The following is a 25763-nucleotide window of genomic DNA, read 5'->3' as shown; positions in this document are numbered from 1 at the left end:
TACAGGTTAACAATAGGCTTTTATTCTTTTATTTACTTGATAATATAGGTCATTAAATTGTTTATTTAGGACGTGCATGAGAACCTTATCAAGCTGGTGGCTTCGTGCTATGGCTGAGTCGTTTAAGTGGCAGGGTTTACCAATTAATGAATTGTTTGCAGCGGCAAATATTCCTTTGGCAGAATTAAGTAGCCAAACAGCCCGATACCCACAAGCCAGTGTCAGTATGCTTTGGAAGCAGGCGCAAGCCATGTTACCAAACACCCATTTAGGTCTTTATGTTGGCAGTAACATGAATGTACGCGCTATTCCGGTGGTAGGCATGGCGATTATTCAGTCAACTCAGTTATTGAGTGCTTTTCGGCTGATATTGCGTTATCAAAAATTAATGGGCGATACCCATAATGTATCTTTGATCGATCACGGTAGTGAGTATGAGCTTCGCTTTAACTTTAGTGATGGTGAACGTGATATGTCACTGCTAAGCTACGAAGCGCCCATGGCGTTTTGTGTAAAAATAGCACGCACTGTAAAGGGAAAAGATTGGCACCCAACGCGAATTTGCTTGCAACGTAAAGAGCCACACAGTGAGATTAATACGCACTTTAATTGCAAAATTGAATACGGCGCAACGACCCATAGCCTGTTTTTTAGCGAAAATACCGATAGTGAACCTGTGTTATCAAGCCAGATGAAACTGGTGACACAAACGAATGTGACACAGGTACTTAGAATTTTACTTGAAGAGCATTTAATTCAAGGCCAAATTACCAGTAAAGCAATGGCAAAAGCACTTAATATGAGTGAAAAAACACTGCAGCGCCGTCTTGCAAAAGAGGGTACAAATTTTAGTAACGAATTAGCAAGATTAAGACAGCAAAAAAGTGTGTCATTGTTAAACGAAACAGATCTCTCAGTCACAGAAATAGCCTTTCTATGTGGCTACTCTGAAATTAGCGCATTCCATCATGCATTTCATCGCTGGTATGGCATGTCGCCAAAAACCTACAAGCAAAAAATGGCAATAATAGCAGGGTCATAATAAGCACGGCTTTTTTCAGTGAGCTGTTTGTATCTATTGTTTTAACTAGAAAAAAGGTACAAGTTGGCGTTTGTTCCTATTCTGTTTGAGTTTGATAATTATTCATACAAAAACAACAGTAAAAGCTTAAATAGCAATTGCTTAACACAGACTTGTTACCTAAAATTATTGATAGGACGCAAGGATGATCTAAAACCAAAACTCCACCATTAAGTATGAGGCTTGCTGAATGCGAAATCTATCGCTGCGCACTATTTTTATTAGTTTTGTGTTAATTGCATTGTTTGTTGTCACTGTGGTTAGCGCCTTAATCAATACCAGCCAATTTTCTCGGCTTTATTACCAACAAACCGAAAAGCAATTATTGCCTGACGCTGTGGGTAAAGTGGCTGCCGAAATTGACGCTCAAATGCGTTACCCGATCTCTGTGTCACAGTCTTTAGCTGAAAACCAAATTCTGCATACGTGGATGAACGAAGGTGAGAAAAGCTCGCCAATTCATCAACGTGTTATGGCGTACTTTGCTGACTTACAAAGAAAAAGCGGTGCGTCATCGGTGTTTTGGGTAAGCAAAAACTCAATGAGTTATTACACACAAGACGGCTTTTTCAAATCAATCTCACAAAGTGAGTCAAGAGACAGTTGGTTTTTTGACTTTATTAGCTCAGATAAACGCCAAGCGCTCGCCTTAGATGTGAGTGAGCAGGGTGGACACCTCACTTTATACGTTAACACCTTGGTTGAAATTGCAGGGCAACGCCTCGGTGTGGCAGGGCTTGGTTATGATATTTCAGATATTTCTAGCATTGTTACGTCGCGTAAAATTGGTGAGCAAGGGTATTTATTCTTAATTGATGACAGCAAGCGAATTATTGCACACGCAAACGATGCTTATATTGGTAAACAAGTCACAAGCGTCGCTTCATTAAGCGCATTACAAAGCTTTTTGAGCAGCAAACATATTGGCTTTACTCTATCGCAAGTCGAGCTCGCAGATGAAGATGTTTATGCTGGGGTTATGCCAATTGAAGGAACAGGCCTTACTCTTGTAGCGGTTCAGCCTAAGCAAGAGATATCAAGCGCGATTAATACAGTCGTTTGGATGTCGATTATCGTAAGTGTCGTGCTTGCGGGTATCTTTTTGGTGCTTACACTTTATTTTGCTAATTGGCTAAGTAAGAAAATACGCAGTGTTGGTGATGAACTACTGGGCATGGCAGGTCACGGCGGTGATTTAACAAAACGTTTAGATGACAGTGTTGATAATGAGCTGGGACATCTTGCTAAGGGCTTTAATGCCATTATTGGTAAAGTAGCCGAGCTGGTGGATGAAATCAGTGTCACAGAGCAAGCGATGCGAGAAGGGATCGACGATCTTGCGAGCTTTGCCAATAAAACCTTTGTTGCTACCGAAGATCAGCGCGCGCAAACCGATCAAGTTGCCACAGCTATTACAGAAATGGGGCAAACTATTAACGAGGTGTCTGATATTGCTCATCGTACAGCAAGTGACACGGAAGAAGCGGTACGAGAAACCGTGCAAACCAATCAAAGTATGGCTGCCACAGCACAAACCATGAATGAATTGAATGATATTTTGATCACGGTTGATAAAAGTATCGGTGAGTTTGCTAATCAAGCAGCTGAGATCAACTCGGTTGTTGAAGTGATCAATGCAATTTCAGAGCAAACTAACTTATTGGCACTCAATGCGGCAATTGAAGCAGCAAGGGCGGGTGAGCAAGGCCGTGGCTTTGCGGTGGTTGCTGATGAAGTACGCTCACTTGCACAGCGTACGCAAACATCGACTTCTGAAATTAGGGAACAGATTTCGCGCTTACAAAGCTCATCATTGCAATCACAAGAAGCGATTGCCGAAGGTACGCAAAGTAGTCAAAAGGTCACAGAACTTACGCATATTGCAGTGTCTGCACTTCAGTCTATTCAGCAGAAGTTTGAGATTATAAGCCAAGGCAATCACCAAGTTGCAGCAGCCACAGAAGAGCAGGGCACGGTGGTTGAGCATATCAATCAGTCGGCTCATGATATTTCAGACAGTGCAATGCAAATACATGATAACGCTGAGCAACAACAGCGTGGTACGCAAAGCTTATTATCGCGTGCTCAGCACCTTAAAGATTTAGTCAGTCAGTTTAAAGTTTAATAGCCTGCTTTTTAAATCTGCTTCGAGTAAAAGGCGTTAACAACACGTGTTGTTAACGCCTTACTATTTTTTAGCTTACAAGTGAGTGATTCAGTTTACTTATTCGCTGCTAATTCCTTTCTTATTAGCAACACATCGTGCAAAAAACTTTCAAAAAGGGACTATTAACTAAGTTTTTAGTGCGTTTAAGTGCGCTGCGTATTACAATTGAGACTTTATATCATTACCGCATTTCCAGCTGATAGGTATTTCACTTCTTCATGACAGATATTACAACACACCAAGCATCTAGACGCCGCTTGTTGATTGCCTTAGCCATAACGTGCTCGTTTATGGTGATACAGGTTATTGGCGCCTATTATTCGAATTCGCTTGCTGTACTTGCTGATGCTGGGCATTTGTTTGTTCATAACAGTTCTTTATTTATTGCACTTATTGCCTCAAGCATGGCGATATATTTTGCAAAAAACTTTAATGATGGCTATCAGCGCGCAGAGCTTACGGGTGGCTTGATCAATGGCATCTTATATTTAAGCATTAGCTTAATTATTCTTTATGAAGGGGGTGAGCGCTACCTTCATCATAGCGATGGTCATGATTTACAAATTAATAGCTATCTGATGTCGGTGATTTCGGCGATAGGCTTTTTATTTCATGGTGCTGCAGCATGGGTGCTATACAAAGGGCGCAAAGCAAGCATTAATGTGTATGCGGTGTTTTTACACTCGTTTTTTGATTTAATTTCAACGGTTTCAACCTTCTTCGCTGGTATTTTAATCCACCTAACTGGCTGGGCCGAAATTGATATTATTTCGAGTATGTTGATTGCTACCTTTGTCTTGTTTACTGGGGTTAAAGTGATCATTCGTTGTATTCAAGGCTTACTTGAAAATAGAAGTAAGCTGCCGAATGTAGCTGATATTGAACAAAGTATCGCTTCGGTTGAACATGTACAAAATGTTCATAATGTCACGGTAATGCGCCAAGACAAAGACATTATTGTTGGCGCGCACGTTGTTTTAAAACAGCATTGTACCGTTGAAAAGCATGACGAAGCATGTCGCTTAAAGGTCGAAAAACTATTGCAATCGCGCTTTAAAATTGGAAAAAGTGTGCTGCAAATAGAAAGTCATGAATGCCACCATGTTAATTAAAGTGGCAAAAAGTTTAATTTTCTTTTAATTTAAAGGTATCACTATGAAGTTAGGATACCTTTTTTGCTTCAAAATAAGCCTTCATATTTCAACTTTTTAGCCGCAGTACTGCTTGGTTGTGTTGCGGGAGTTGTTAATTTATTACCAATTTGGTTTTTAGATAGCTCAGAATTTCTTCTTGGTCAGTTTTTTGTGATCTTAAGCTTGCTGCTATTCGGTTGGCGGTTCGCAATAATCACCTTTATTTTAAGTACAGGGTTTATTTTTTACCGCTGGGGGCATGCTTGGCCGTCCATTGTATTTGCCTTAGAATTGATCTGCTTGCAGGTATTCTGTTTGTCAAAAGCGCGGCCAGTTTTTTTACGAGGCATGCTGTTTTGGTTTGTAATTGGTTTACCCCTACTTTGGAGTTTTGGCCATTTCTTTTTAGGTCTTCCAATTTTAACCATTGCCATCGCACTTGCTAAATACTGCTTAAATGCGGCAATTTACTTATCTGTTATTGATTTACTAAGCTTCTTCTTTAGCCGCTATTCGTGGCATAAACATTATTCGTCACTCTATAAAATACTTAATTATGTTGTTACTTTGCTGGTTGTGCTGGTAGTTATATTAACCTCAGTAGTACTAACCAATAACCATTATGCGCGCATTGAGTATGAGATAAATGCACAGTTAAAAGAAAAAGCCAAAGAAATCGCACGCACAATTGATGGTCACCTCGATCACCATAAAAAAGGGGTGGTACTTACTGCCAGAAGTATAGCCAATGGAGTTCCTCGTCAAATTGCCCTTGAAAATATGGCAAATCTATACCCTGATTTTAGAACACAAATCATTGTTGATGCCCTTGCTGATGTCACTCACTTTTATCCACAATCGTTAGCGATTAGTTTGCAGCAGTCAAACATTCGCGCCAATGTGGCAGATAGAGATTACTTTATCAATGCGCCTAATAATGAGCTTGGTTATATCTCAACAATATTTAAGGGCCGCGGTTTTGGCTCTTTACCTATAGTTGCGGTATCAGCACCGATTTATATTGAAAATACCTTTACCGGCGTCGTTGAAGGCTCACTGATGTTTGATTATTTTGCAGGCCTTAGGCCCAGTCTATTTAGTCACCAAGGCGAGTTGTTGATTTTAGATGCCAGCAACAAAGTGGTATTTAGCACATTAGATGACTTTAAAGAGTTACAACAATTAACAGATGAAGAAATAGATTCATTTGCAGACGAAGCACGCTTTAAAATGTTTGATGCTGAGAACGAGCAGCAGTTTTACGCCAGAGAAGCTCGCTCAACAGAGCATAACTGGATTGTAATGACCATGCTCAATCGCAAACATGCCAACAATGTTGCGGTGAGTGCATGGGGTCAGTCTTTGGTGATGATATTGTTCATTATTTTATTAACCAGTGTGTTCATAACGCAGTTAAGCCGCTGGTTAATTGCTCCTATCGAAAAGTTAGCTGAACAAATAGACAAATTTGAACCTGAGCGGGCAATCACAGATACCGACTTACCACAAACTTGGCTAGAAGTGAGTCGTTTGCAGTCGCAGTTTTCGAGTTTAGCAAATAAGCTGGCGCTTAATTTTAATCGCTTACATCAAGCGAATCACGAAAACGAAGTGTTGAATAACAAATTGACCGATTTTAATGCCCAGCTCGAGCAACAAGTTAATGATAAAACTAATGAGCTAGTCGAAGCTGTGCGCTTAGCGAACCAAGCTAACCGTACTAAGTCGCAATTTTTAGCGAACATGAGCCATGAAATCCGCACCCCGCTCAATGGTATTTTAGGCATGACTCAACTGCTATTAGAAAACCCTAAACTGCCCGAAACTGAACGTGATGAGCTGGCGATGATCCATCAAAGCGCTAATAATTTGCTATTGATCTTAAATGATATTTTAGATTTTTCTAAAATTGAAGCGGGTGCACTTAAATTAGAAAACCGCGCCGTTGAGATTAAGGCTTTATTGCAACAGTTAGCAAAAGTATTTAGTAATACCAGCGTGAAAACAGGTGTCGAATTTAACTTAAGCATAGCAAACGATATACCTGAGTATATCCGTTTAGATCCGCTAAGATTTAGCCAAGTAATCAATAACATTTTGAGCAATGCGGGTAAATTTACTGAGTCAGGTGAAATAAACATGCAATGCCAAATGGTCGATGGCGCTCTTGAAATATCAATTCGTGATACAGGCATTGGTATTTCAGCCAATCAACAGGCCAAACTGTTTACAGAGTTCACTCAAGCCGATATATCGACCACCCGTAAATATGGTGGTACTGGGCTTGGGCTAACCATTAGTAAACGTATTATAGAGTTGATGGATGGAGAGCTTTCTTTGGTGAGTCAAGAAGGTGAGGGCAGTGAGTTTACTGTTGCCATCCCAGTCACTGTGAGCGACGCAGAAGCAACGGCAGAACAAAGTACAGACAAGCCAACACTTAGTGGCATAAATGTATTAATTGTTGAAGATAACCCTGTCAATCAAATCGTGCTGCAAAAAATGATGCAAGACACCCAGTGTTCTATCAAAATGGCAAACGATGGCTTACAGGCGCTTGAGCAGCTTAAAAGCTTTGCGGCAGATATTATTTTGATGGACTGCCAAATGCCTCACATGGATGGCTATCAATGTACACAAGAAATAAAACAGAATCCTGCGCTGTATGGCGAAGCTATCATTATTGCTATTACGGCGAACGCCTTTGAAGAGGACCAAAAACGTTGCCTTGTAGCGGGTATGGATGACTTTATCTCAAAGCCCATAAATAAAGATGAGCTTTATCGCTGCTTAAATAAATGGTTTAAAGCGCGTTTAGTCGATCAATGATTGCCTGAATCGTACTTTCTGCAATGAGGTCATCGGCCAGCATGGGTTTCGCGAAGTAGTAACCTTGTAAATCTTCGCAGCCCATCTCTGTTAAGAAGCTGATTTGCTCTCCTGTCTCAACCCCTTCAGCAATACAATATAAGCCTAAGTTCGATGACAGCGCATGGATGGTTTTAATAATCGATTCATTACTTTTATCTTGGCCGATATTACGCACGAAGCTTTGGTCTATTTTGATCACATCAATCGGGAATTGACTTAGGTAAGTTAGTGACGAGTAACCTGTGCCAAAGTCATCAAGTAATAGTTTGAAGCCGGCATTTTTAAGTTTTTGCAGCTGCTTAGAGGCTTTCTCTTTATCTTCTAAAAGCGTATTTTCTGTAATTTCAAGACGTAGTTGAACCGGCTTAACCATGTGATTATTCAAAATAAGTAATAAACGTTCAGTTAAGTTCGATTTTAAAATATGCGTCGGTGACAGGTTTAATGATAAATAAAACTGAGGGTTAGCACGCAGCATAGGTAGCAGCTCTGTTAGCGATCTATCAAGGGCTTGCTCAGTCAGCGCATCGATTAAACCAATTTCTTCGGCAATAGGGATAAACTCAGCAGGTGATACAAAACCTTGCTCGTTCTTCCAGCGCATTAAAAGCTCAACGCCGTTTATTTTTTTAGTTTTAGCATTAACAATAGGCTGATAGTTATTAAATAACTCATCGTCTTTAAACGCATCTTTCAAGGCATTTTCAAGTAACAGCTTTTTGGTTAGCTGGTTATTCATCTGCTCAGTGAAATATTTAAAATTGTTACGGCCAGATTGCTTGGCGTGCATCATGGCTATATCTGAATTTTTAATTAAATCATCTGCTGTTTTCGCATCAAATGGGTAAAGAGCGACACCAACACTCGCAGAAATATTGATTGAAAAGTCGTCAATTATAACTTTGCTTGCCAGTTCTTCTGTGAGCTTTTTAACGAGCTCACTGAGTGTTTGCGGGGAGTGTAAATCTTTAACAAGTACCAAAAACTCATCGCCACTTTGACGGCCTATTACGGCGTTATCAGGTAACATTAGGCTTACTCTTTGCGTGATATCGCAAAGTAATTGGTCGCCGACAGCATGACCGAATGAATCATTTACAGGCTTAAATTTATCTAAATCAATAAACAATAATGCAGCTAGTTTATTGTATTTTTTTGCGTTATTTATACAGTTACTAATTTTTGTATGCATTAGGGAGCGGTTAGGCAAGCCCGTTAACGGGTCATAATTTGCTAAATAGCGCAAATCGTCTTCAGCGCGTTTTTGCTCTGTTAAGTCTGAAATTACAATTACATAATGACTAATTGATTGGTTTTCCTTGGCTACAGCCGTGACACTAATATGAACCGGGTGTGCAGGGCTTTTTAGCGTGCGAATAACAGCTTCTGTTTTCCAGTTTTGCTTTGGCTTAAGTGTTTTTAATACGTCTATATATTCAAGGTATTTTGCACGGCCTATGGCTGCAATAAAGTCGCGACTAGTAAGCTCTGCAACATTGTTTGGCGTGGCGAATGCTTCACCAAAACTGGCATTAGCAGAAAATGGTTTGAGTTGATTGTCTAAAATTAGCAACCAGTCGTTTATTTGCCCAAATGCTTCGCCGAGCACACTGGCTTGCTGGGCATTAGCGCGTTGCTCAGTAATATTGGTATAAATACCGGTTATTTTTAATGGGCGGTTGTTTTCATCGGTTGCAACAATACGACCAATGTCTTCATACCAAAGCCAGCTACCATTTTTATGTTTTAAACGGTAAGTGGTATTCCATTGTTGGTTATTTGTTTGCTTACAAAATAGTTGCCACTGGCTAGTTACATTATTGCGATCGTGCGGGTGCACTAAGCCCACAAACTTGTTGAGGTTTATACCATCTTTATATTCGGCATAGCCCAGCTCAGCAGAAAAGCGAGTCGTTCTTAAAAATTGTTCTGCTAGGTTAATCTCCCAAACACCACTTTTAGTACTACTTAAAGCGAGTTCGGTTTGTTGTTGTGATTTTACAGCTTCTGCATGCGCACGGCCGATCATTTGCTGACGAGCACGGTATTGCCAAAATAGGAAAAACAAAACAGCTAAAACAATAATGACATAACTTGCTTTTGCAGAAGGGGATGACCAAGGTGCATGTGCAACATTGAATCTTAGTTGTCTAGACGCTGATATTGCATCGCTTAACTCGGTTGACGACGACACTGATAACACATAATCACCAGGCGGTAACTTAGTGAAAAAGACCTCATTGGTTGTTAGCTTGTCGTATTGCAGTGAGGTTGGCCCATCAAGGGTCACTCGGTACGATGTTTTATCTTTATTGATGGTATCAAAATTAGAAAAGGTGACTGCTAAGCCCATATCATCATAGGTGATCTGCAGAGGCGTATTCACATATTTATATGGATGGTAGTTAAGCTCTCGCGAAAGCAAAGTTACATTGGTTATTTCGGTATTTATATTACCAGCCTCTACAGGCGACGATAAAAAGTCTTCTGGTGAAAGTAAAAGTACGCCTCGGGTACTACCAAATGCAAGTTGTCCGTTATGTAAGGTGGTGTCGGCATCAATGTTAAATTCATTAACGGCTAAACCATCGCGAATAAAGTAACGGTCAAGTTCTAAGGAGCTTAAGTCAAGGCGGTAAAGGCCATTTTGAGTCCCTAACCATAAAAAACCAAAACGATCTATTTGCAATGCAAAAACAGATTTAGCTTTTAAGCCCGACTGTATATTAATACGGTGTTTAACTTCGTAAGTTTTAGCATCTATGCCAATAAGTCCTTCGTCAGCCGAGCCAAGCCAAAGCGTATTGTTATAATCCATCACCCAGTCATCAATTGTTGTGAACGCTAAAGGGTTATAGTTATCTGTTTGGTATATCAGTGTTAACTTTTGAGTCTGCTCATTGTAGCGGTACAATTTTCCAGACATACTCAGTACATATTCATCAGGATGATCAGGCAGTGGCTTTAAAAAAGCATGGGCATTAACTAGGTCAACTTGTTCTTTTAATCCTTTAATAGTGGTAAGTTCGCCTGTTTTACCATTGTACTTATAAAAATTTTGCTCATCTAAAAATGCAAATTGATCATTACCCATAGCACGAAAGCCCCAGTTTGGGCCGTAATTTATGAGGTGCATGGTCTCAGCATTGCCTTTTATAGGCACTAGTTCGCCGGTCTGTTTATCAAACAAGGCAAGTCCTATGTATTTCATTAGCCACAGATAACGGTTGTTGTCATCAATGTTAGCCTCGGTAATACCATAAATACCATGCTCACCATGAAAGGCTTTTTCATCGTTACTAACTAAGTAGGGTGTAATATCTTTAGTAACTTGGTTGTACTTCATTAGGCCATTATCTGTACCTATCCAAACGGTATTGTTTTGATCTTGTAATACCGACCAGACATTATTGTTGAAGCGAGCTTGGTTATTTTTTAATTCAATATGTTTAAAACGTCTTGCGAGTGTTGACCAAGTAAAAACACCTTGTGAGCGAGAGGCAAGCCACAGCAGCCCTGTTTTATCAATCATGACATCTTGAATTGAATTGTCAGACATCAAAAACTTACTTTGTTCAAAGTTTAAGATGAACTCAACCGACATTGTTTGGCGATTAAATTCGAACAATCCTTTTTCTGTGACAACATATTCACCGAATGAGCTAACAGAATAGTCCCAAATATTTAAGTTAGGGATTAACAGCCTTACCTTATCAAATGCCAATAAACGGTTAGCGTTAAAAGGTATATCAAACATGCCCTCTACAGTGCCAACAAATAAGCCCAGTTGCGCATCGACCCTTAAAAATTTTACGTTTTTATTATCTTCGGTGACCTGAGATTTATCGGTTAGCGGAATATGCGAAATATGATCATCTGCAAGGTTTTTTGAGAAAAGCCCATTTGATGTGCCGATATATAAAAAGTTGTCGTGCAGGGTGAGTGCCCGAACAATATGCTCTTCTTTATTGATAGAAAACTCATGCAAAAACTTTTTTGATTGCTTGTTGTATGAATAAACGTGCTGAGCAATAGCGAAGTAAAAAAAGTAATCGTCTTCAGTGATTGCTAAAATAGGCGAAAAGAAAACATCTTCAGGGTCTAGTTTGCCAGAATAGATTTTTTCAACTTTTAGTGTTTTTGGGTCTATTAGAAAAGCACCTGAAAACTCAGTGCTGACGAAAATGTTTCCGTCGTCAGTTTTATGCATTGCGGTAATTTGTCGCTGATCAAGTATGTACTCACCAGCAAAAGGCGCTACCTGATAACCATCATACCTATTTAAGCCTTGATAGGTACCAATCCAGATAAAGCCTAAATCATCTTGCACGATTTTAGTTACACTGCCTTGCGTAAGGCCTTCATCGGTTGAAATACGCTGCATTTGCAAAGCATAGTTTTGTGCCAACGCCGAAGAGGAAAGCGTGAAGAACAGCAAACTGAAAATCAAAAGAAAAAGTTTAGGCACTGACTGATTAACCCTAAATTATTATTTGCGCATAATTTTTAACAAAATATAGCACAATTATGACCGTAATTAATGGTTCTGAAAAGAAAAAATAGTAATAAGGTCTACTTGTTGCTGAAACTGAAACCTATGCTATAACTAGTTCAATTATCAGCAATTTGAGAACGTGATGCGCCATTCATTTATAAGCCAAAAAAGTAATGCATTGTTATTGATTATTGACCTTCAGGCAGGGCTTGAACCGGTAATTAACGACTTTGGCTTAGCTGTTAATCAGACCGAAAAGTTAATAAAAGCAGCTAAAGCTTTAGATATTCCCTATTTATTTACCGAACAAAACCCAACCAAGTTAGGTAAAAGTAGTGAACAGCTTTTACCTTTTATAAGTGGCACTAACTGCCATCACAAAATACATTTTAGCGCATGCCAAGAGGTTCAATTTAACAACCTATTGGCTGGCTTTAACCGTAAGCAAATAGTGGTAACGGGTACAGAGTCGCATGTGTGTGTACTGCAAACATGTTTAGACTTAATTGCCAATGGTTACCAAGTGTTTGTAGTGGAAGATGCCATTGCATCACGTAACGAAAAACACAAAGAGTTAGCAATTAAGCAGCTATCGGCAGCAGGTGCTATTATTACTTGTACAGAAAGTTTGATATTTCAATGGCTAGAAAAAGCAGGGACTGATCAATTTAGAGCATTATTGCAATTAATAAAGTGAACCATGATGCGCATCAAACCGTATTGGCTCGATTAATTGTATTTTTGTATATTATTTAATAATTAAGGCTTTATCTATGACGAGTGTGCGCCGCCTTTTTACTTATTTGTTCCTTTTATTGTTTGTTGAATCTTTAGTTTTGGGTTTTATCTATTCGACCCTAATTACAGGTGTGGTAACCGGTTTATTATTGCTATCTTTACCGCTTTGGATGCTCCATCAATACCCAACGAGCAAATTAACAGCCCATGTTGTGGCTGCCGGTTGCATGATGTTTTCGTTTTTACACATCCAACAAAGCTACGGCTTAATTGAAGTTCACTTTGAAATATTTATTTTAATGGCCGTGTTGATCATGTTTGTTGAATGGCGCGTGTTTATTACTGCACTTGCTTTTGTGGCAGTTCACCATTTGAGCTTTTACTTTTTACAGATAAACGAAGTCGGTTTATACGTTTTTGACCCAGATCGATTGTATTTTAGCACCGTACTTATCCATGCCGTGTATGCCATTGTTGAAGCGATTGTAGCTGGCTACATTGCAAAAACCCTTCATCTTGAACGTAGTTCTGGCTTATCGTTAAGCACAACTACAGAGCAGATAATGGCCGACGAAAACAGCATAAATATTAGCTTAAGAGCGGATGATAGCCACAGTGAAGCCGTGGCGGGTTTTAACCGCTTACTAGGTTTTGTATCGAGCGTGATTGGTGATGTTCAAAGCCAAAGTAGTGTTTTAAAAAACCAGTCTAAACAATTACTTGAAGTACACGACGAACTGCATGAGCAAGCACTTAATCGTGAGCAGCTATCGACGGATATCGCGCAGTCAGGTGAACGAGTCGCCGAAGGCTTTGCTCATGTTGAACAAGAAAGTAATGAGCTACAAACACAGTTTGAGCAGCTCCATTTAAGTGCTACAGAGGCATTAAATGAAGTGGCGAATACAGACAGCAAAACGGCTGAGCTTGCTAATAACCTTCAAGAAGCAGATCAAAATATAGGCCAACTGGTGAGTGCATGTTCGCATATCTCAGAATTACTTAATGAAATTTCGTCAATTGCTGAGCAAACGAATTTACTTGCGCTTAACGCTGCAATTGAAGCTGCACGTGCAGGTGAACAAGGCCGCGGCTTTGCGGTAGTGGCTGATGAAGTTAGAAACTTGGCAACACGCAGTAAAAACACGACGGATAAAATAACTAATACGCTTGAAAGCTTGATGCAAAACAGTGCCTCATCAACTAAGTCGATGCAGGGTAGTGTTGCGCTTATAGAGCAGTTGTCGGCCATTAGTTCGCAGATGAAACTGCAAATTACCGAGATGACAGAGCAGGTGAATGTTGCCGCAAGTAGCTCACAATCGGTTGCTCATGTAGTGCAAAATCAAGCGGGTAATACACGTGCTATTGCCGAGAACTCACAAGCCTTAATTGCTAACCAAGCCAACGACAACTTGATGATTGAAAAGCTCACCGATCGCGTACAGTTAATTGATGTAAGTATCGATGTACTGGAGCAAGGTATTGCTAAATTCAAATAGCAAATGGCTGATAATGGCAACTCTACTTTGGGTTGCCTCTGTAGCATTAGCCTTGGTGTTTGCTTATTCTCAACAAGCAAGCACCTTTGATCCAGATAAAAAGCTAGCCACAGCTAATTGGTTACCTGCTTTTCAACAAAGTATGCGGCTTGACATCAACAATGCCGATACCTTGTACATTATTGATGAAAATACCTGTGTATGCTCAGAGCGCTCACAACCGCACATAACAAGCCTTAGCAGCTATGCAGCAGAGCAAGGTATTGAAGTAATAAAACTTAAACCAACATCTGCGGTTGCTGCAATATTACCCGCTCAACCTGCCGCAGTACTTGTTTCAGAAAATCAACAGCTTGTGTATGCAGGGCCATTATCAAAGGGACTCGCCTGTTCAAGTCAGAATGGCTTTGTTGAGCTAGTAATCGCAAACTTACGTGCGGGTTTTAATAGCCAGTTTATTAACTCAGATGCTGAGGGGTGCTATTGTGAGATTAATTGAGCTATTAAAAAAGCAGCGTTAAAATAAACATGAAATTAAAAGAATTTGATCTGTGGGCCTTTAAACAAGAGCTAGCCGAATGTAGAAAATTTATCTTATTTTCTAGAAGTGTATACGCCCATTATGAACGGTATTTTTGTCAGATAGAGACTAACGGAATTTACCGAGTAATTATTAAGTTAAGTGAATCGGATAAACGTGATGGGACCACAGAGTTAAGTAGTTCTGTGCTTAAATTTTATCAACCTTTTGATTTTATAGCATTTAATAGATTAGGTGAGAATGAAAAGAAACTATGCCTATTAGATACGTTGCAGCAAGCATTAGTTAAATTAACAGTAATGTATGAATGGCCAATAGAGCCGTTTAATCAAGCATATGCAGCGGTTTTGAGAGATAGTTTTGTTAACCATTATACCTTTCGAAAAAAGCATAACCGTAACAGAAAACTTATTGCAGAATTAGAGTGCCATCACGAATCGATGAGCTTTGATTGTTTTGTAAAAATCAAAAATAAAATCGGGGAAGTGCTGTTTTCAAAACGTTTATTTAGTGCTGAGCCTGATGAGTTTCTGTTTAATGGCTTACTAGGCGATATTAGATGGATTGATAATGAGACACTCGCAGTTTTGAATAAAGATAAGAGTGAATCAGAGCGGATTAGAGTGCCAAATATCATGAGCCAATAAAGTTAATGGTATAACTTTTTATGAAGTAATGTTCTCATGCTTAGTCATAAAAGAGGCCAAAAATATTGGCCTCTGACTTTATAAAATTATTGAATTTGGCCTCGTATCTCACCGCTTGGATTTGCAGGCGTATGAATGTTTACATAATGACCGCCTGAAGCTAAAACTGAAAAGATATCGGCATCTATCATTAAGCCTGTGCTACTCATCCAGCGATTCATATCATCACTGTCTTGTACAAGAGGAGCTAACACAGGGCCATTTTCACCGGCTACACCGGTATGAATGTGTGCAGCAGTTGCATCGATTACACCCGATGTTAATACTTGCAGCTCAACACTGTAATCATTGGTATTCACTAGCGCATAACCATCACCAGATGCATCCGTTGTGACCGCGGGTACTTCTTGTTCACCAGAAAGCGGGAAGGTTACAAACACGTAGTTGTCGGTAAGGATTTGACCACGTAGTTCACCACCTGGGTTAGCTGGAGTATGCACATTAACGTAGTGACCACCTGATGCGAGTACTGCAAAAATATCTGCACTGATCATGGTGTTTTCAGGTGTTTGCCACAGGTTCATGTTATCGCTTGATTGCTCTAACGCGGCAAGAACGTCGCCATTGGTGCCTATACGACCTGTATGAATGTGGGCAGCAGTAGCATCACTCACACCTTCGGTTAACGCTCTTAATTCTAGATGGTAATTATCCATATTGACTAAGGCATAACCACTACCTGATGCCATCGTATCAACCGCTGGAACTTCTTGCATACCACTGAGTGGGAAAGTAACGAGCTGATAGTTGTCTGTTAGGATCTGACCTCTAATTTCGCCACCCGTGTTAGCAGGCGTATGTACGTTAACGTAATGACCTCCTGATGCAAGTACCTCAAATATCTCTGCGTTGATCATGGTATTTGCTGGTGTCATCCACATGCCCGCGTCAGTTGTTGACTGCTCAAGTGCAACGAGTACGTCGCCATTCGTGCCAATTCGGCCAGTGTGAATGTGTGCACCTGTCGCATCATCAACACCCATTGTGTTTACTAATAGCTCTAAGGCATAGTTATCCATGTTGATTAATGCATAACCTTCACCACTTGCATCAGATTCGATGGCAGGAACTTCTTGCTCACCGCTTAGTTTAAAACTCGTAAAGCCATAGTTACTGGTTAGGATTTGCCCACGAAGCTCGCCGCCAGCATTAGCAGGTGTATGAACATTGACATAGTGACCGCCAGAAGCCAGCACTGCAAAAATATCTGCATTGATTTGCGTGTTGCTTGGTGTCATCCAGACGTTACTGTCGTCCATTGATTGTTCAAGAGCTACTAATACATCGCCATTAGTACCGATACGACCTGTATGAATATGCGCAGCACTTGCATCGTCTAAGCCTGACGTGACAACAGTAAGCTCTACACTGTAGTCTGTTGTATCAACAAGGGCATAACCATCACCATCAGCCATGGTGCTGACCATAGGCACTTCTTGTGCACCACTCAAGTCAAAGGTCGCAACTGCATAGTTGTCTGTTAAGATTTGGCCGCGAATTTCGCCACCGGCAAATTCTGGTGTGTGAACGTTAACATAGTGACCGCCGTCTAAAAGTACTGCCAGAGTGTCGCTGTCTATCATGGTATCTTCAGGTACAACCCAGTCAGTCATGACTTCGTCGTCTTGCTCTAAAGTCACAAATACATCACCATTTGAACCTAATTTTCCTGTATGGATGTGAGCTGCTGTAGCGTCATCAACACCCATAGTCACCGCACGAAGTCGTAATTCTGTCGTGGCGCTATCATAAGATGCATAGCCGTAACCCATTGCGTCACTGTCGTTCATAGGCACTTGCTGATCGCCATTTAAAACAAACGTGATGATGCTGGTTGTATCAGGCACAATTTGCGCACGAAGTTCGCCGTTTGCATATTGTTCGGTATGAAGGTTAATGTACCAATCGCCATCCATTAAATCAGCAATCAAGCTTTCATCAAGGTCGGTAATTGCGACTTCATACATACCATCGGTAGTGGCTTCAAATGCAAAAGCAACATCACCATTAGCGCCTAAATCACCGTCGTGTATGTGTGCTGCGCTAAAACCTTCGACTGAGCTTGCATCAAGTGTTGCACGAAATTGCATTAAACTTTCGTCAAGCTCTACCGTTGCAGTTGCTGTTTGCATTGAGTCATTCATTGGCACTTCTTGTTTGCCACTTAAAGTTACAGAATAGGTTTTACTTGGAGTGAATTCTTGAACTGGGGGAGGGGTAACAACTTCGGTATTATCGTCATCATCATCGCTACACGCGGTGAGAAAAAGTAAGCTGCTAGCCAGGAGTATGTATTTCATCGTTCTTCCTTATATCTTTGTATGTTCGGACGTTACGACGTGTCCATTTCAATAAGGCTTACGGCAGGTGTTTAAAAAGAGATCACAAAAGGTTATTTAAAAGTTAAAAACTGATTCTTTAGTATTGGTTTGTTGAAAGAGGGGATTAATAGTTAAAGTTTAATATCGCTAACTTTAAAGGAAAAAACATGCTTAGCAACATAAAAGTTTTGGGTGGTAAATAGGTACGGATTGTGCATCTATTTTGTTTTCAAAAGGTTTATAGCTAAACGTCAAAAAATTAACGATAGGAAAACTATGCAGCTAACTTCGTACATATCCTCATTCCTAAAAGAGCCATTATTAGATCAGCAAAATAAAAATGAGCTAAACCCAGCAAGTGAAAAAGCAACAAACCTTCAAGGCTCTAAACAACAAGAAGCGGGCGTTGATTCTGATCCACAAGCAGAAGCTCAATCAAAGACATCACAAACACAGCAAGAGCTAGTAGTGAAAATAAAGGAGTTACAAAATAAGATTAATAGTTTAAAAAGCAACAAAGACCTAGCTCCAGAACAACGAGAAAGTGAGTTGCTAGAGCTTAATGAACAACTTGATGAAGAAATAAATGCAGTCCAGCTTGCCGTAAAAAGTAATGTTTCTACGATGATAAACTTATTGTTTGCTCCTACTTCTAGTAATCACTCTGGTATGCTGTTTAACAATAAAGCGTAAGTTTAAGGCAAAGCGCTTGTTCGCAGTTACTTTGCCAATTGCATATTTATAAGTCCGCTAAATTACATACTTTATAAGTGAGTAGATGAGAGTACATATAAAGGTAAATAGGAAGAACCATTTTATGTGAACTGTTATTGGTGACCCGCGTTTGGCTGTTCTGATCATAGTTACTGGGTAATCATACTCAACAAGTTTCTTGAAAAGCTCAGGATGTTCTAAGCTCCAGTCATTTAAAGGAATTGAATCACCATAGCGAGTTTTAAAAATAACAGAAAATAGATAGGCACGCCTAGGTTGTGGATCGTTAATATCGTAGCCGCTTTTGGTGCGTGTAAAATTCCATATGGCCTCAACATTAAGTAAATCTTCTCTTTTAATTGTTCGTGGTTTTCTGTCATCGAATAAAAGTGCAGGCAGGTAAACCTGTTCTTGGTTTATTTTAATTTCGCACAACGGGGATTCATGGATGAAGTAACGCTTATTGGCGATAAACATTTGAACTAAAAAGTAACTGAGATATGTAATGATCACAGCGGCAATTGCACCTGCACCGGATTGTGTTTTCCAAACAAGGTGGCAAGCAATGATGAATATAGCACCGGTGATTAATTTTGCTTTGAATTTCTGTGCTTTAGGTAAAGGGACTGCGCATCTCAAGATAGGTATTTCAGCTTGCACTTTCGTTTTTATGAAAGTCTGAAAAAAGATTAAGTTAAAGTTATCACGGGTTAATTCAAAAGTAGGCGCTTCCATGTGTCCTCGATTACATATTTAGTATTAGGAGTAAAATAACAAATGCAGTACCTTACTATCAACTAAAAACACCAGATTGTGTTTAAGTTTGGTTGGAGCACAACTTGCTTTTTATTGGTATAGTAAGTTACTGATAAATATGTAAATGTGAACTGGTGAAATGATAGATTATTTTCTTATTATTTTGATGGTACTTTCGGCTGTTTTATTTTTGTTTGTAATGGTTTTGTTTATCTTAGCTCCAAAATACGCAAAAAAGAGCTTTTCATAAACTACTACGGCGGAACAGGTGCAATTTATCATGGTTTTAAGCTGTTCAAAGTTGAATCCTATCGGGAAGACAAAGTTTGGGCTTGTAAAGCCATTAAATACTCATCTATAGCAATTGTAGTAATGTTTTTCATTATGGTTTTTTTAATAAAATTGAATGGAATTCAACAGAGCTAGGAGTCGGTTCTTGTTTTTCTTTCGTGGATTATGGTTAAGCACTATGCCAAAAACGTAACAGTTTTTTTCTGAGCTAATCGAAGAGACTCAAGTTAAATGGTGGAGATACTATGAAGTATTTAATTTTTATCCTTTTATTCCAAAGTGGCATTTGCATGGCGTTACAGCCTATATCAGAATATTGTGAAGACTCTTATCTGTTAGGCCGAATCGGAGGTGATATTTTTACAGCAAAAAAATGCCTAGTATATGGTTACACTGCTGAGGATATGACTTTCTTTAAGAATAGAAACACAAGTATTGAATTCGATGATATTAAACCTTCAATAGAAAAGTTTATCAATATTGTCAATTCTGAAGTAGATTCATTTTTAGATAAACAAAAAGCTTTTGATGAATACACTGGAGTGATAGATAGTTTCTCAGTGCCTCTATTTGGGAGCTATGATGAATTCGAAGATGCTAAAGCTTCATTAGTATTTTCGATTAACTACACAACTCATTGTAACATATCAGTTTTAGATTACAGTAGAGGTGATAAATTCATGATTGGATATAAACTTAATCGAATGACTGATGAAGGTAAATATAACTATGATTATTTGTATATAGAGCTCCCTAAAGAAGCAAAAATAAATAAAGCGGATAGTGATGGTTTAATAGATGCTTTTTGTCAAAATGATTTAAGCTTTAAAAATAAAGAATAATGGTAAGTAGCTTTTATCTATCCAAAGAGGTCAAGCTACATTTTTCCTTCTAAATCATAATAACCAATGCAGTTTAGTCTTTAGTTGAGGTAAATATGAAAGACCTTCAGCTATGTAGGCTGGCCGTTGTATTGATAATCCATAATCTCGATTTTGTTTTTCAAATTTAATGAGTGTTTTTATGAAAGTCTTTGGAAAACTATTTTTAGTTATCTTTATTGTATTAACTTTATTTTGGTACATAACAAAAGATGCTGGTGTATTTATTAAAAATCAGTTTGAGCCTTTTTATTTTCACTTTGATACAGAATTTAGTTCAATAAGAACACAGGAAGGTGTTGCCTACTCTGAGTACACTTATGATCAAGGTTTTAAATCAGTATTGATTGGCGCCGGAGATGAATTTGAAAGTGGTACTTTATTTTTTGACGGTGGGCTTTTAATTATAGAAGTCAGTCTTTTTGAAAAGTTTTTGGGTTTTTCTGATTATTGCCTTATTTCAGCAAAGTTTAGAGGAGAGAAGGTATTGGTTTTGAAGACGAGCGCTGAATATGCCGGTGCTGAATTTGGAGGGAAAGTCAATTATAAGTGTAATTTTGATAAGTAAAGAGACATGGTTATCTCTACCATCATCATAAAAAATGTACACCAAAATTTGAGAATACGGTTAAGCTTTACTTTCCCTAACTGAATTATGAAAACCATTTAAATTTAAGCTATTAGTTGAGAGAAAAATACAAGCCCAGACCTCATATGTGCATATCGCACACTTGCATAATTAATAAAGGAATATAGGTAATTCAATGGAGCAATCTTCAAATAACAAAGCATTAGCCTGCTTTATTTTGTATGGTGCACCCCTTGTACTTTTAGCTAAACATGGCTGGCAATTAGGTATTTTGATGTGCTTATTGTTTTTGGGTAGCTATAGCTTTTTGCCCTACATTAAAAATATTCGTAGTAATGTCAGAACATTAGATAAGCATGTTTTTGTATCGTATATTGTTGTAATTGCTTTATTTGCAGCAGTTGATATGTTTTCTAAACCTCATTACTGGAAAACTATTACCATTTTGATACTTGGATTTCTTTCACTAGTCCAATTGAAAAAGTTGCAACAATATTTTTTAGAAATGGGATGATTATGTATACTAAGTGGGGTTAAGTCTTACTGTTTTACAAATTTTGATGAGCAAATTACTTTAGTTATTAGTGACAGTCAGGACTTAAAACTTACTCTAGGTTTAAAGCACTATTTTCATATAAACCAATAGGGTCAGGTATTTTTTTGCCTATTAGCTCGTCCAATGTCATATAAGCAATGGTTTAATAGAAGTTCTCAACGTGTAGGGCATTTTACGATGGGCAAGCACAAGCTCAAGAATGGCTTGAAATCGGCAAAGTGTTACCCCTATTTGGAAAATCTAAAGCAACATCAAGCCTTAAGTTTGCGCTATTTGTCGAGCAAAAAAAAGAATTGGGTGATTATTTTCAATTACACTATTCAAACTTGAGTCGGGTAGTGGCAAAAGAAATACCTGCCCCATAGATGCTCCGTTTTTAATGCTAAATAATATTTAGTGAGGATTTTGGTTTGAAAATTCAATCGAATGAAATTATTTCAGTAAAAGTTAAAAGCATTGAGCAATATGGTGTTCTAGTAGAGGCTGATGGTTATGAAGGGATTGTTCTTATTCCTAATTTATCATGGAATATTTATGGAGTTCAAAAGGGAATGAGCAACTATTTTTCCATAGGTGATATTTTAGATGCAATGGTGCTTGATAGCTCAACAGTACCCTTTAATGCCTCTTTTAAAGACGCTCACCCAGAGCTAAGTCCGTGGAATAAAGTAAGTAAATATTTAATAAATACTATTCATAAAGCAAAAGTAGTTACGAGAACTGATTTTGGCTATTTTCTGGAACTAGAAAAAGGATTGAGAGCTCTGCTACATAATGAAAAGTCTATACCTGAGATGTCTGAAGGTGAAATTGTTTCAGTTAAAATTAACTCCATTGATCAGGAAAAGAAAAAGATTGTTGTTTCTTATGTTTTTCCTGAAAATAATAGCAATAAACCCCAGTAGAACAGTGCACTACACTAATAGCTGATTGTGCAATCTGTGTCGGAGCCACTAATGAGACAAGCAATAGCTCCAGATTGGCTTGAAATCGGCAAAGGAAAAACAAACAGGGTCAGGTCTTTCTTTTTGCCTTTAAGATTATTGAAGCCTAATTTTTAGTTATTAACTAACCAAGATTGATACGTGAAAGGATGGCTAGGCTACTACGATTAGAGTTTGCAGGTGCTTTGTATCATGTTACGTCGTGAGGGAATGAGCGCACACTCAGCTAGCTGAGTGTCTAGACAAGTCCCCCCTTACAGCATTAAGCAACTTGAGTATTTTCTAGCTCATTTTTAAAGGGTAATGCATTTGCATTGCCTGTTCGTTCGTACTAAAATCAAAGCTAATGAAGCAAATAAAAGACAGAGGTTGTTATGGCACAAGTTGCTTTAGAAACTGAATCAACATTGACAGACCGTTTTCAAACTACGGTGCCTAGCCCTGTTCGTAAGGCGTTGCACTTAGGTAAAAAAGATAAAATTAAATACACGATTCAATCTGATGGCAGCGTTGTTATTTCGCGTGCAGCAGTGCAAGAAAGCGATCCTGTGCTTGGCGAGTTCTTATCATTCATAGCGCGTGATATGCAGGCTCATCCTGAAAGAATAGAACCGTTATCAGCAAGTATGCGAGAAAACGTTGATGTGTTGATTGAAGGTGTTGAAATCGATTTAGATGCTCCGTTATTGGATGAGGACGAGTAAGTTTGCAAAAAACGATACCAATGGTCGTAAATGGTTGGACACTTTACACTCATCCATTGTTTAAAGAGCAATACATAAGCCTTAAAGTTCAAGTTGAGGCTCTTCGGAATAAAGATCCAAAGGGCTACCTTAAAAAAAATGCCACGAAACGATTAGCCGCTATTCAACGGTTAATCTTTGAACTCATACCGCACGATCCTACCAGCCCTGAATTTCGCCAAGGAAGCACATTAGGTGATGATAACAAGCACTGGTTTAGAGCAAAGTTCTTCCAACAATACCGTTTGTTTTTTCGATATCATTTAGGGTCAAAAATCATCGTTTATGCATGGGTCAATGATGAAAATAATAAACGTGCATACGGTAGTAAAACCGATGCCTACAAAGTATTCGAAAAGATGTTAAATTCTGGTCATCCACCTGAGGGATGGAATGAACTTTTAAAAGCAGCTAAGGACGAGTTGCTCTTCCCTTAATCAAGGCGCATGTTTTTCCAGTTGTTGAAGTGTCGGCTTCTCTGTTATTTACCAATGCTCTGTATCTGAGCCATCCTCTCTTTTTCTTTCAACTCCAAACCAAACCCTCTCAAAAAAGTTAAAAATTTTTTCTTTGCTCGCTTTTAACTAACTGCCCAAATCATAAGGGAAAATTTTTAGTTGTGTGCTAATTATGAGTTTTAGGTATAAAAGTTATGCAAATATTGCCTATAACACTATTGCGAACTATTACCGTTTAGATTAATATGCTGACCATCAAGAGAAATGAGAGTGGTTTGCATTCATGTATATCTGTTTATGTCATGGTGTGACTGATAAAAAAATCGAACAAACAATTGATGATGGCGCTATGACGATGCGCGATTTATCTAAAGAGCTGCAAGTGGGTAGCCAGTGCGGCAAGTGTTGTGGTTGTTGTAAAAAAATACTTAATCGCAAACTGATCGAAATTGCAGATATCACTGAGCAAGTAGCTTAATTACTTGCTCTTAAGCATGCGTGCTTAACAATTTTTCCTTCGTTTAATTCTTCTAATTTATCCCCATACTTACGAGTTTTTATTTGCTTTTAACCCCTTCATTTATTAGGGTTATAACAAAGCAGATACGTGTATCACACGGTCATTGGTAGGAAGCCATGATAATAGACTCTTCAAAATCACTTTTTTGTGCAGTACTCATTTTAATCACCGCGGGCTGTGCGCAGTTACCTTCACGAGAGTCCATTCAACCAAGCTATGCCATTGCAGCGGATACACCCAGTACCATAGGAGATGCAGTGGGTAATAATCATCCTGGGTTATCAGGGTTTTATCCTTTAGCAGATGGGGTCGATGCCTTTGTAGCTAGGTTGGCACTCATTGATTCTGCAGAGCACACTATTGATGTGCAGTACTATTTATACCACAGACAGCAAACCACCATTTTATTTACGGCCTTTTTATTAAAAGCCGCAGATAGGGGAGTAAGAGTTCGCTTGTTGCTTGATGACTTATCGCAAGCCGACAGTGAGCTTGATTTAGCAGCACTGGCTGTTCACCCTAATATTGAAGTTCGATTATTTAATCCATTTCCTAACCGTCGTTTTAGAGCGCTTGGTTTTGTTACCAACTTTAGCCAGCTTTCTAGACGCATGCATAACAAGAGCTTTATCGTTGATAATCGGATTTTTATCACCGGTGGGCGCAACATAGGTAATGCGTATTTCTCGGCTGAAGATCATTCTGAATTTATTGATTTAGATGTTATGAGTGTTGGCGAAATTGTGCCAGAGGCATCAAAAGCATTTGATTTATATTGGAATCATCAGCTGTCTTACCCTGTTGAAGATTTGCACGGTGAACGTGATGAGCAATCACTTATTGATATCACTAAATCCTTATCGACCTATGTTGAGCAGAATCAGCAGAGTAATTACGTTGAGCAGTTACGCGAAAGCGCCTTTGTAAAACGCTTATTGCACGATGAAATAGAATTCGATTGGCAAAAGTCTGTGTTGTTTTATGATCATCCCGATAAGGTAATGAACGACGTCAGTGAAAAATCGGCCAATATGTCGCCAATGTTGTTTAAAGAAATGGGCGAGCCGAAACAAAAAGCAATTATTGTGTCGCCGTATTTTATTCCTCGTGAGCAGGGCGTTAAATTACTGACCAATTGGGCAAAGCAGGGTGTTGATGTCACTGTACTGACTAATTCTTTAGCTGCTACCGATGTATCTGCGGTGCATGCTGGTTATAAAAAGTACCGAGAAGATCTCGTAAAAGGCGGGGTTAAGCTGTGGGAGTTAAAACCCAGTGATTTAATGGCCATTAAGCGCAAAGCGGGGCTTAAAGTAACTGGGTCATCACAAGCAAGTTTACACGCAAAAACCATGACCTTTGATGATAAAAAGATTTTTGTGGGCACCATGAACCTCGACCCTCGCTCGCTTGATTTAAATACCGAGATGGGCGTTTTAATCGAAAGCGAAAAGCTTAGCCGCTTTTTGGCCCATTGGGTTGATACGCAAATGCCTGAATATGCCTGGAAAGTCGAGCTTAAAGATAATGACTTAGTTTGGCTCGACACAGTGAGTAATGAGCAGTTTGATGAAGAGCCACAAACGTCTTCGTGGCGACGTTTTCAAGTGTGGTTTATTTCGTTATTCCCTATCGAAGATGAGCTCTAAGCCATTCCTTCAGTATTTATACCTAAGCCCAACTTTTTAGTTGGGCTTTTTGTTTTCAGCCTTTAGTTGTTAACCATTTCGGGATAAAAAAAGGCGTTTGAGCGTA

General features: G+C 39.0%; 20 protein-coding genes. 17 read left to right on the top strand and 3 right to left on the bottom strand.

What is annotated here, in order from left to right:
* Positions 1-76 precede the first annotated feature (76 nt).
* From PASHI_RS11800 to PASHI_RS11785, 4 genes are all read left to right on the top strand, one after another.
* The gene (locus PASHI_RS11800; protein ID WP_062565751.1) at positions 77-1042 is read left to right on the top strand and encodes an AraC family transcriptional regulator; all 966 of its coding nucleotides are present in this window, start codon (positions 77-79) and stop codon (positions 1040-1042) included.
* Between the two features lie 229 nt (positions 1043-1271).
* Positions 1272-3206: a methyl-accepting chemotaxis protein gene (locus tag PASHI_RS11795; RefSeq protein WP_062565750.1), complete on the top strand. Its 1935-nt coding sequence runs from the start codon at positions 1272-1274 to the stop codon at positions 3204-3206.
* 260 nt (positions 3207-3466) lie between these two features.
* Positions 3467-4360: a cation diffusion facilitator family transporter gene (locus PASHI_RS11790; RefSeq protein WP_055198783.1), complete on the top strand. Its 894-nt coding sequence runs from the start codon at positions 3467-3469 to the stop codon at positions 4358-4360.
* A 63-nt stretch (positions 4361-4423) separates the two neighbouring features.
* A complete protein-coding gene (locus PASHI_RS11785) occupies positions 4424-7210 on the top strand; it encodes a response regulator (protein ID WP_240701535.1) in 2787 nt (928 codons plus the stop codon).
* On the opposite strand, the gene PASHI_RS11780 is transcribed toward PASHI_RS11785, so the two are convergent.
* Positions 7185-11636 carry an EAL domain-containing protein gene (locus PASHI_RS11780; protein WP_082710916.1) on the bottom strand — a complete coding sequence of 1484 codons (4452 nt, stop codon included), beginning with the start codon at positions 11634-11636 and terminating at the stop codon, positions 7185-7187. The two genes, PASHI_RS11785 and PASHI_RS11780, sit on opposite strands and share 26 nt — an antisense overlap.
* A 253-nt stretch (positions 11637-11889) precedes the next feature.
* On the opposite strand from PASHI_RS11780, the gene PASHI_RS11775 reads away from it, so the two are divergent.
* The 4 genes from PASHI_RS11775 to PASHI_RS11760 all read left to right on the top strand — a co-directional run bounded on the left by PASHI_RS11775 (position 11890) and on the right by PASHI_RS11760 (position 15175).
* Complete coding sequence (locus PASHI_RS11775; RefSeq protein WP_062565747.1) at positions 11890-12444, top strand: isochorismatase family protein; 555 nt, start codon at positions 11890-11892, stop codon at positions 12442-12444.
* Positions 12445-12520: 76 nt separating this feature from the next.
* Positions 12521-13987, top strand: a complete 1467-nt coding sequence (locus tag PASHI_RS11770; RefSeq protein ID WP_062565746.1) for a methyl-accepting chemotaxis protein — start codon at positions 12521-12523, stop codon at positions 13985-13987.
* A gap of 13 nt (positions 13988-14000) precedes the next feature.
* Positions 14001-14486, top strand: a complete 486-nt coding sequence (locus tag PASHI_RS11765; RefSeq protein ID WP_082710915.1) for a DUF6436 domain-containing protein — start codon at positions 14001-14003, stop codon at positions 14484-14486.
* Positions 14487-14515: 29 nt separating this feature from the next.
* Positions 14516-15175 carry a hypothetical protein gene (locus tag PASHI_RS11760; RefSeq protein ID WP_062565744.1) on the top strand — a complete coding sequence of 220 codons (660 nt, stop codon included), beginning with the start codon at positions 14516-14518 and terminating at the stop codon, positions 15173-15175.
* Positions 15176-15261: 86 nt separating this feature from the next.
* On the opposite strand, the gene PASHI_RS21840 is transcribed toward PASHI_RS11760, so the two are convergent.
* On the bottom strand, positions 15262-17535 hold the full coding sequence (locus PASHI_RS21840; protein WP_082710914.1) for a CHRD domain-containing protein: 2274 nt from the start codon (positions 17533-17535) through the stop codon (positions 15262-15264).
* Between the two features lie 297 nt (positions 17536-17832).
* On the opposite strand from PASHI_RS21840, the gene PASHI_RS11750 reads away from it, so the two are divergent.
* Positions 17833-18249, top strand: coding sequence for a hypothetical protein (locus PASHI_RS11750; protein WP_062565743.1), 417 nt, complete (start codon positions 17833-17835; stop codon positions 18247-18249).
* 57 nt (positions 18250-18306) lie between these two features.
* On the opposite strand, the gene PASHI_RS11745 is transcribed toward PASHI_RS11750, so the two are convergent.
* On the bottom strand, positions 18307-19005 hold the full coding sequence (locus tag PASHI_RS11745; RefSeq protein WP_062565742.1) for a hypothetical protein: 699 nt from the start codon (positions 19003-19005) through the stop codon (positions 18307-18309).
* A gap of 557 nt (positions 19006-19562) precedes the next feature.
* On the opposite strand from PASHI_RS11745, the gene PASHI_RS11740 reads away from it, so the two are divergent.
* The 8 genes from PASHI_RS11740 to PASHI_RS11705 all read left to right on the top strand — a co-directional run bounded on the left by PASHI_RS11740 (position 19563) and on the right by PASHI_RS11705 (position 25657).
* Complete coding sequence (locus PASHI_RS11740) at positions 19563-20159, top strand: hypothetical protein (RefSeq protein WP_062565741.1); 597 nt, start codon at positions 19563-19565, stop codon at positions 20157-20159.
* Between the two features lie 181 nt (positions 20160-20340).
* Positions 20341-20766, top strand: coding sequence for a hypothetical protein (locus PASHI_RS11735; protein WP_062565740.1), 426 nt, complete (start codon positions 20341-20343; stop codon positions 20764-20766).
* Positions 20767-20962: 196 nt separating this feature from the next.
* Positions 20963-21301, top strand: coding sequence for a hypothetical protein (locus tag PASHI_RS11730; protein WP_062565739.1), 339 nt, complete (start codon positions 20963-20965; stop codon positions 21299-21301).
* Between the two features lie 452 nt (positions 21302-21753).
* A complete protein-coding gene (locus PASHI_RS11725; protein ID WP_062565738.1) occupies positions 21754-22248 on the top strand; it encodes a S1 RNA-binding domain-containing protein in 495 nt (164 codons plus the stop codon).
* 413 nt (positions 22249-22661) lie between these two features.
* Positions 22662-22991 (top strand): type II toxin-antitoxin system PrlF family antitoxin, encoded by a 330-nt coding sequence (locus PASHI_RS11720; RefSeq protein WP_062565737.1) that lies wholly within the window; start codon positions 22662-22664, stop codon positions 22989-22991.
* 20 nt (positions 22992-23011) lie between these two features.
* Positions 23012-23467: a type II toxin-antitoxin system YhaV family toxin gene (locus PASHI_RS11715; RefSeq protein WP_062565736.1), complete on the top strand. Its 456-nt coding sequence runs from the start codon at positions 23012-23014 to the stop codon at positions 23465-23467.
* Positions 23468-23771: 304 nt separating this feature from the next.
* On the top strand, positions 23772-23966 hold the full coding sequence (locus PASHI_RS11710; RefSeq protein WP_054554573.1) for a (2Fe-2S)-binding protein: 195 nt from the start codon (positions 23772-23774) through the stop codon (positions 23964-23966).
* A 158-nt stretch (positions 23967-24124) separates the two neighbouring features.
* Positions 24125-25657 (top strand): phospholipase D family protein, encoded by a 1533-nt coding sequence (locus PASHI_RS11705; protein WP_062565735.1) that lies wholly within the window; start codon positions 24125-24127, stop codon positions 25655-25657.
* The last annotated feature ends 106 nt before the right edge of the window (positions 25658-25763 follow it).

Origin of the sequence: Pseudoalteromonas shioyasakiensis, from assembly GCF_001550135.1 — a bacterium.
In the GTDB taxonomy this organism is placed as follows: Bacteria; Pseudomonadota; Gammaproteobacteria; order Enterobacterales; family Alteromonadaceae; genus Pseudoalteromonas; species Pseudoalteromonas shioyasakiensis.
This window is presented reverse-complemented; position numbering and strand designations above follow the sequence as displayed.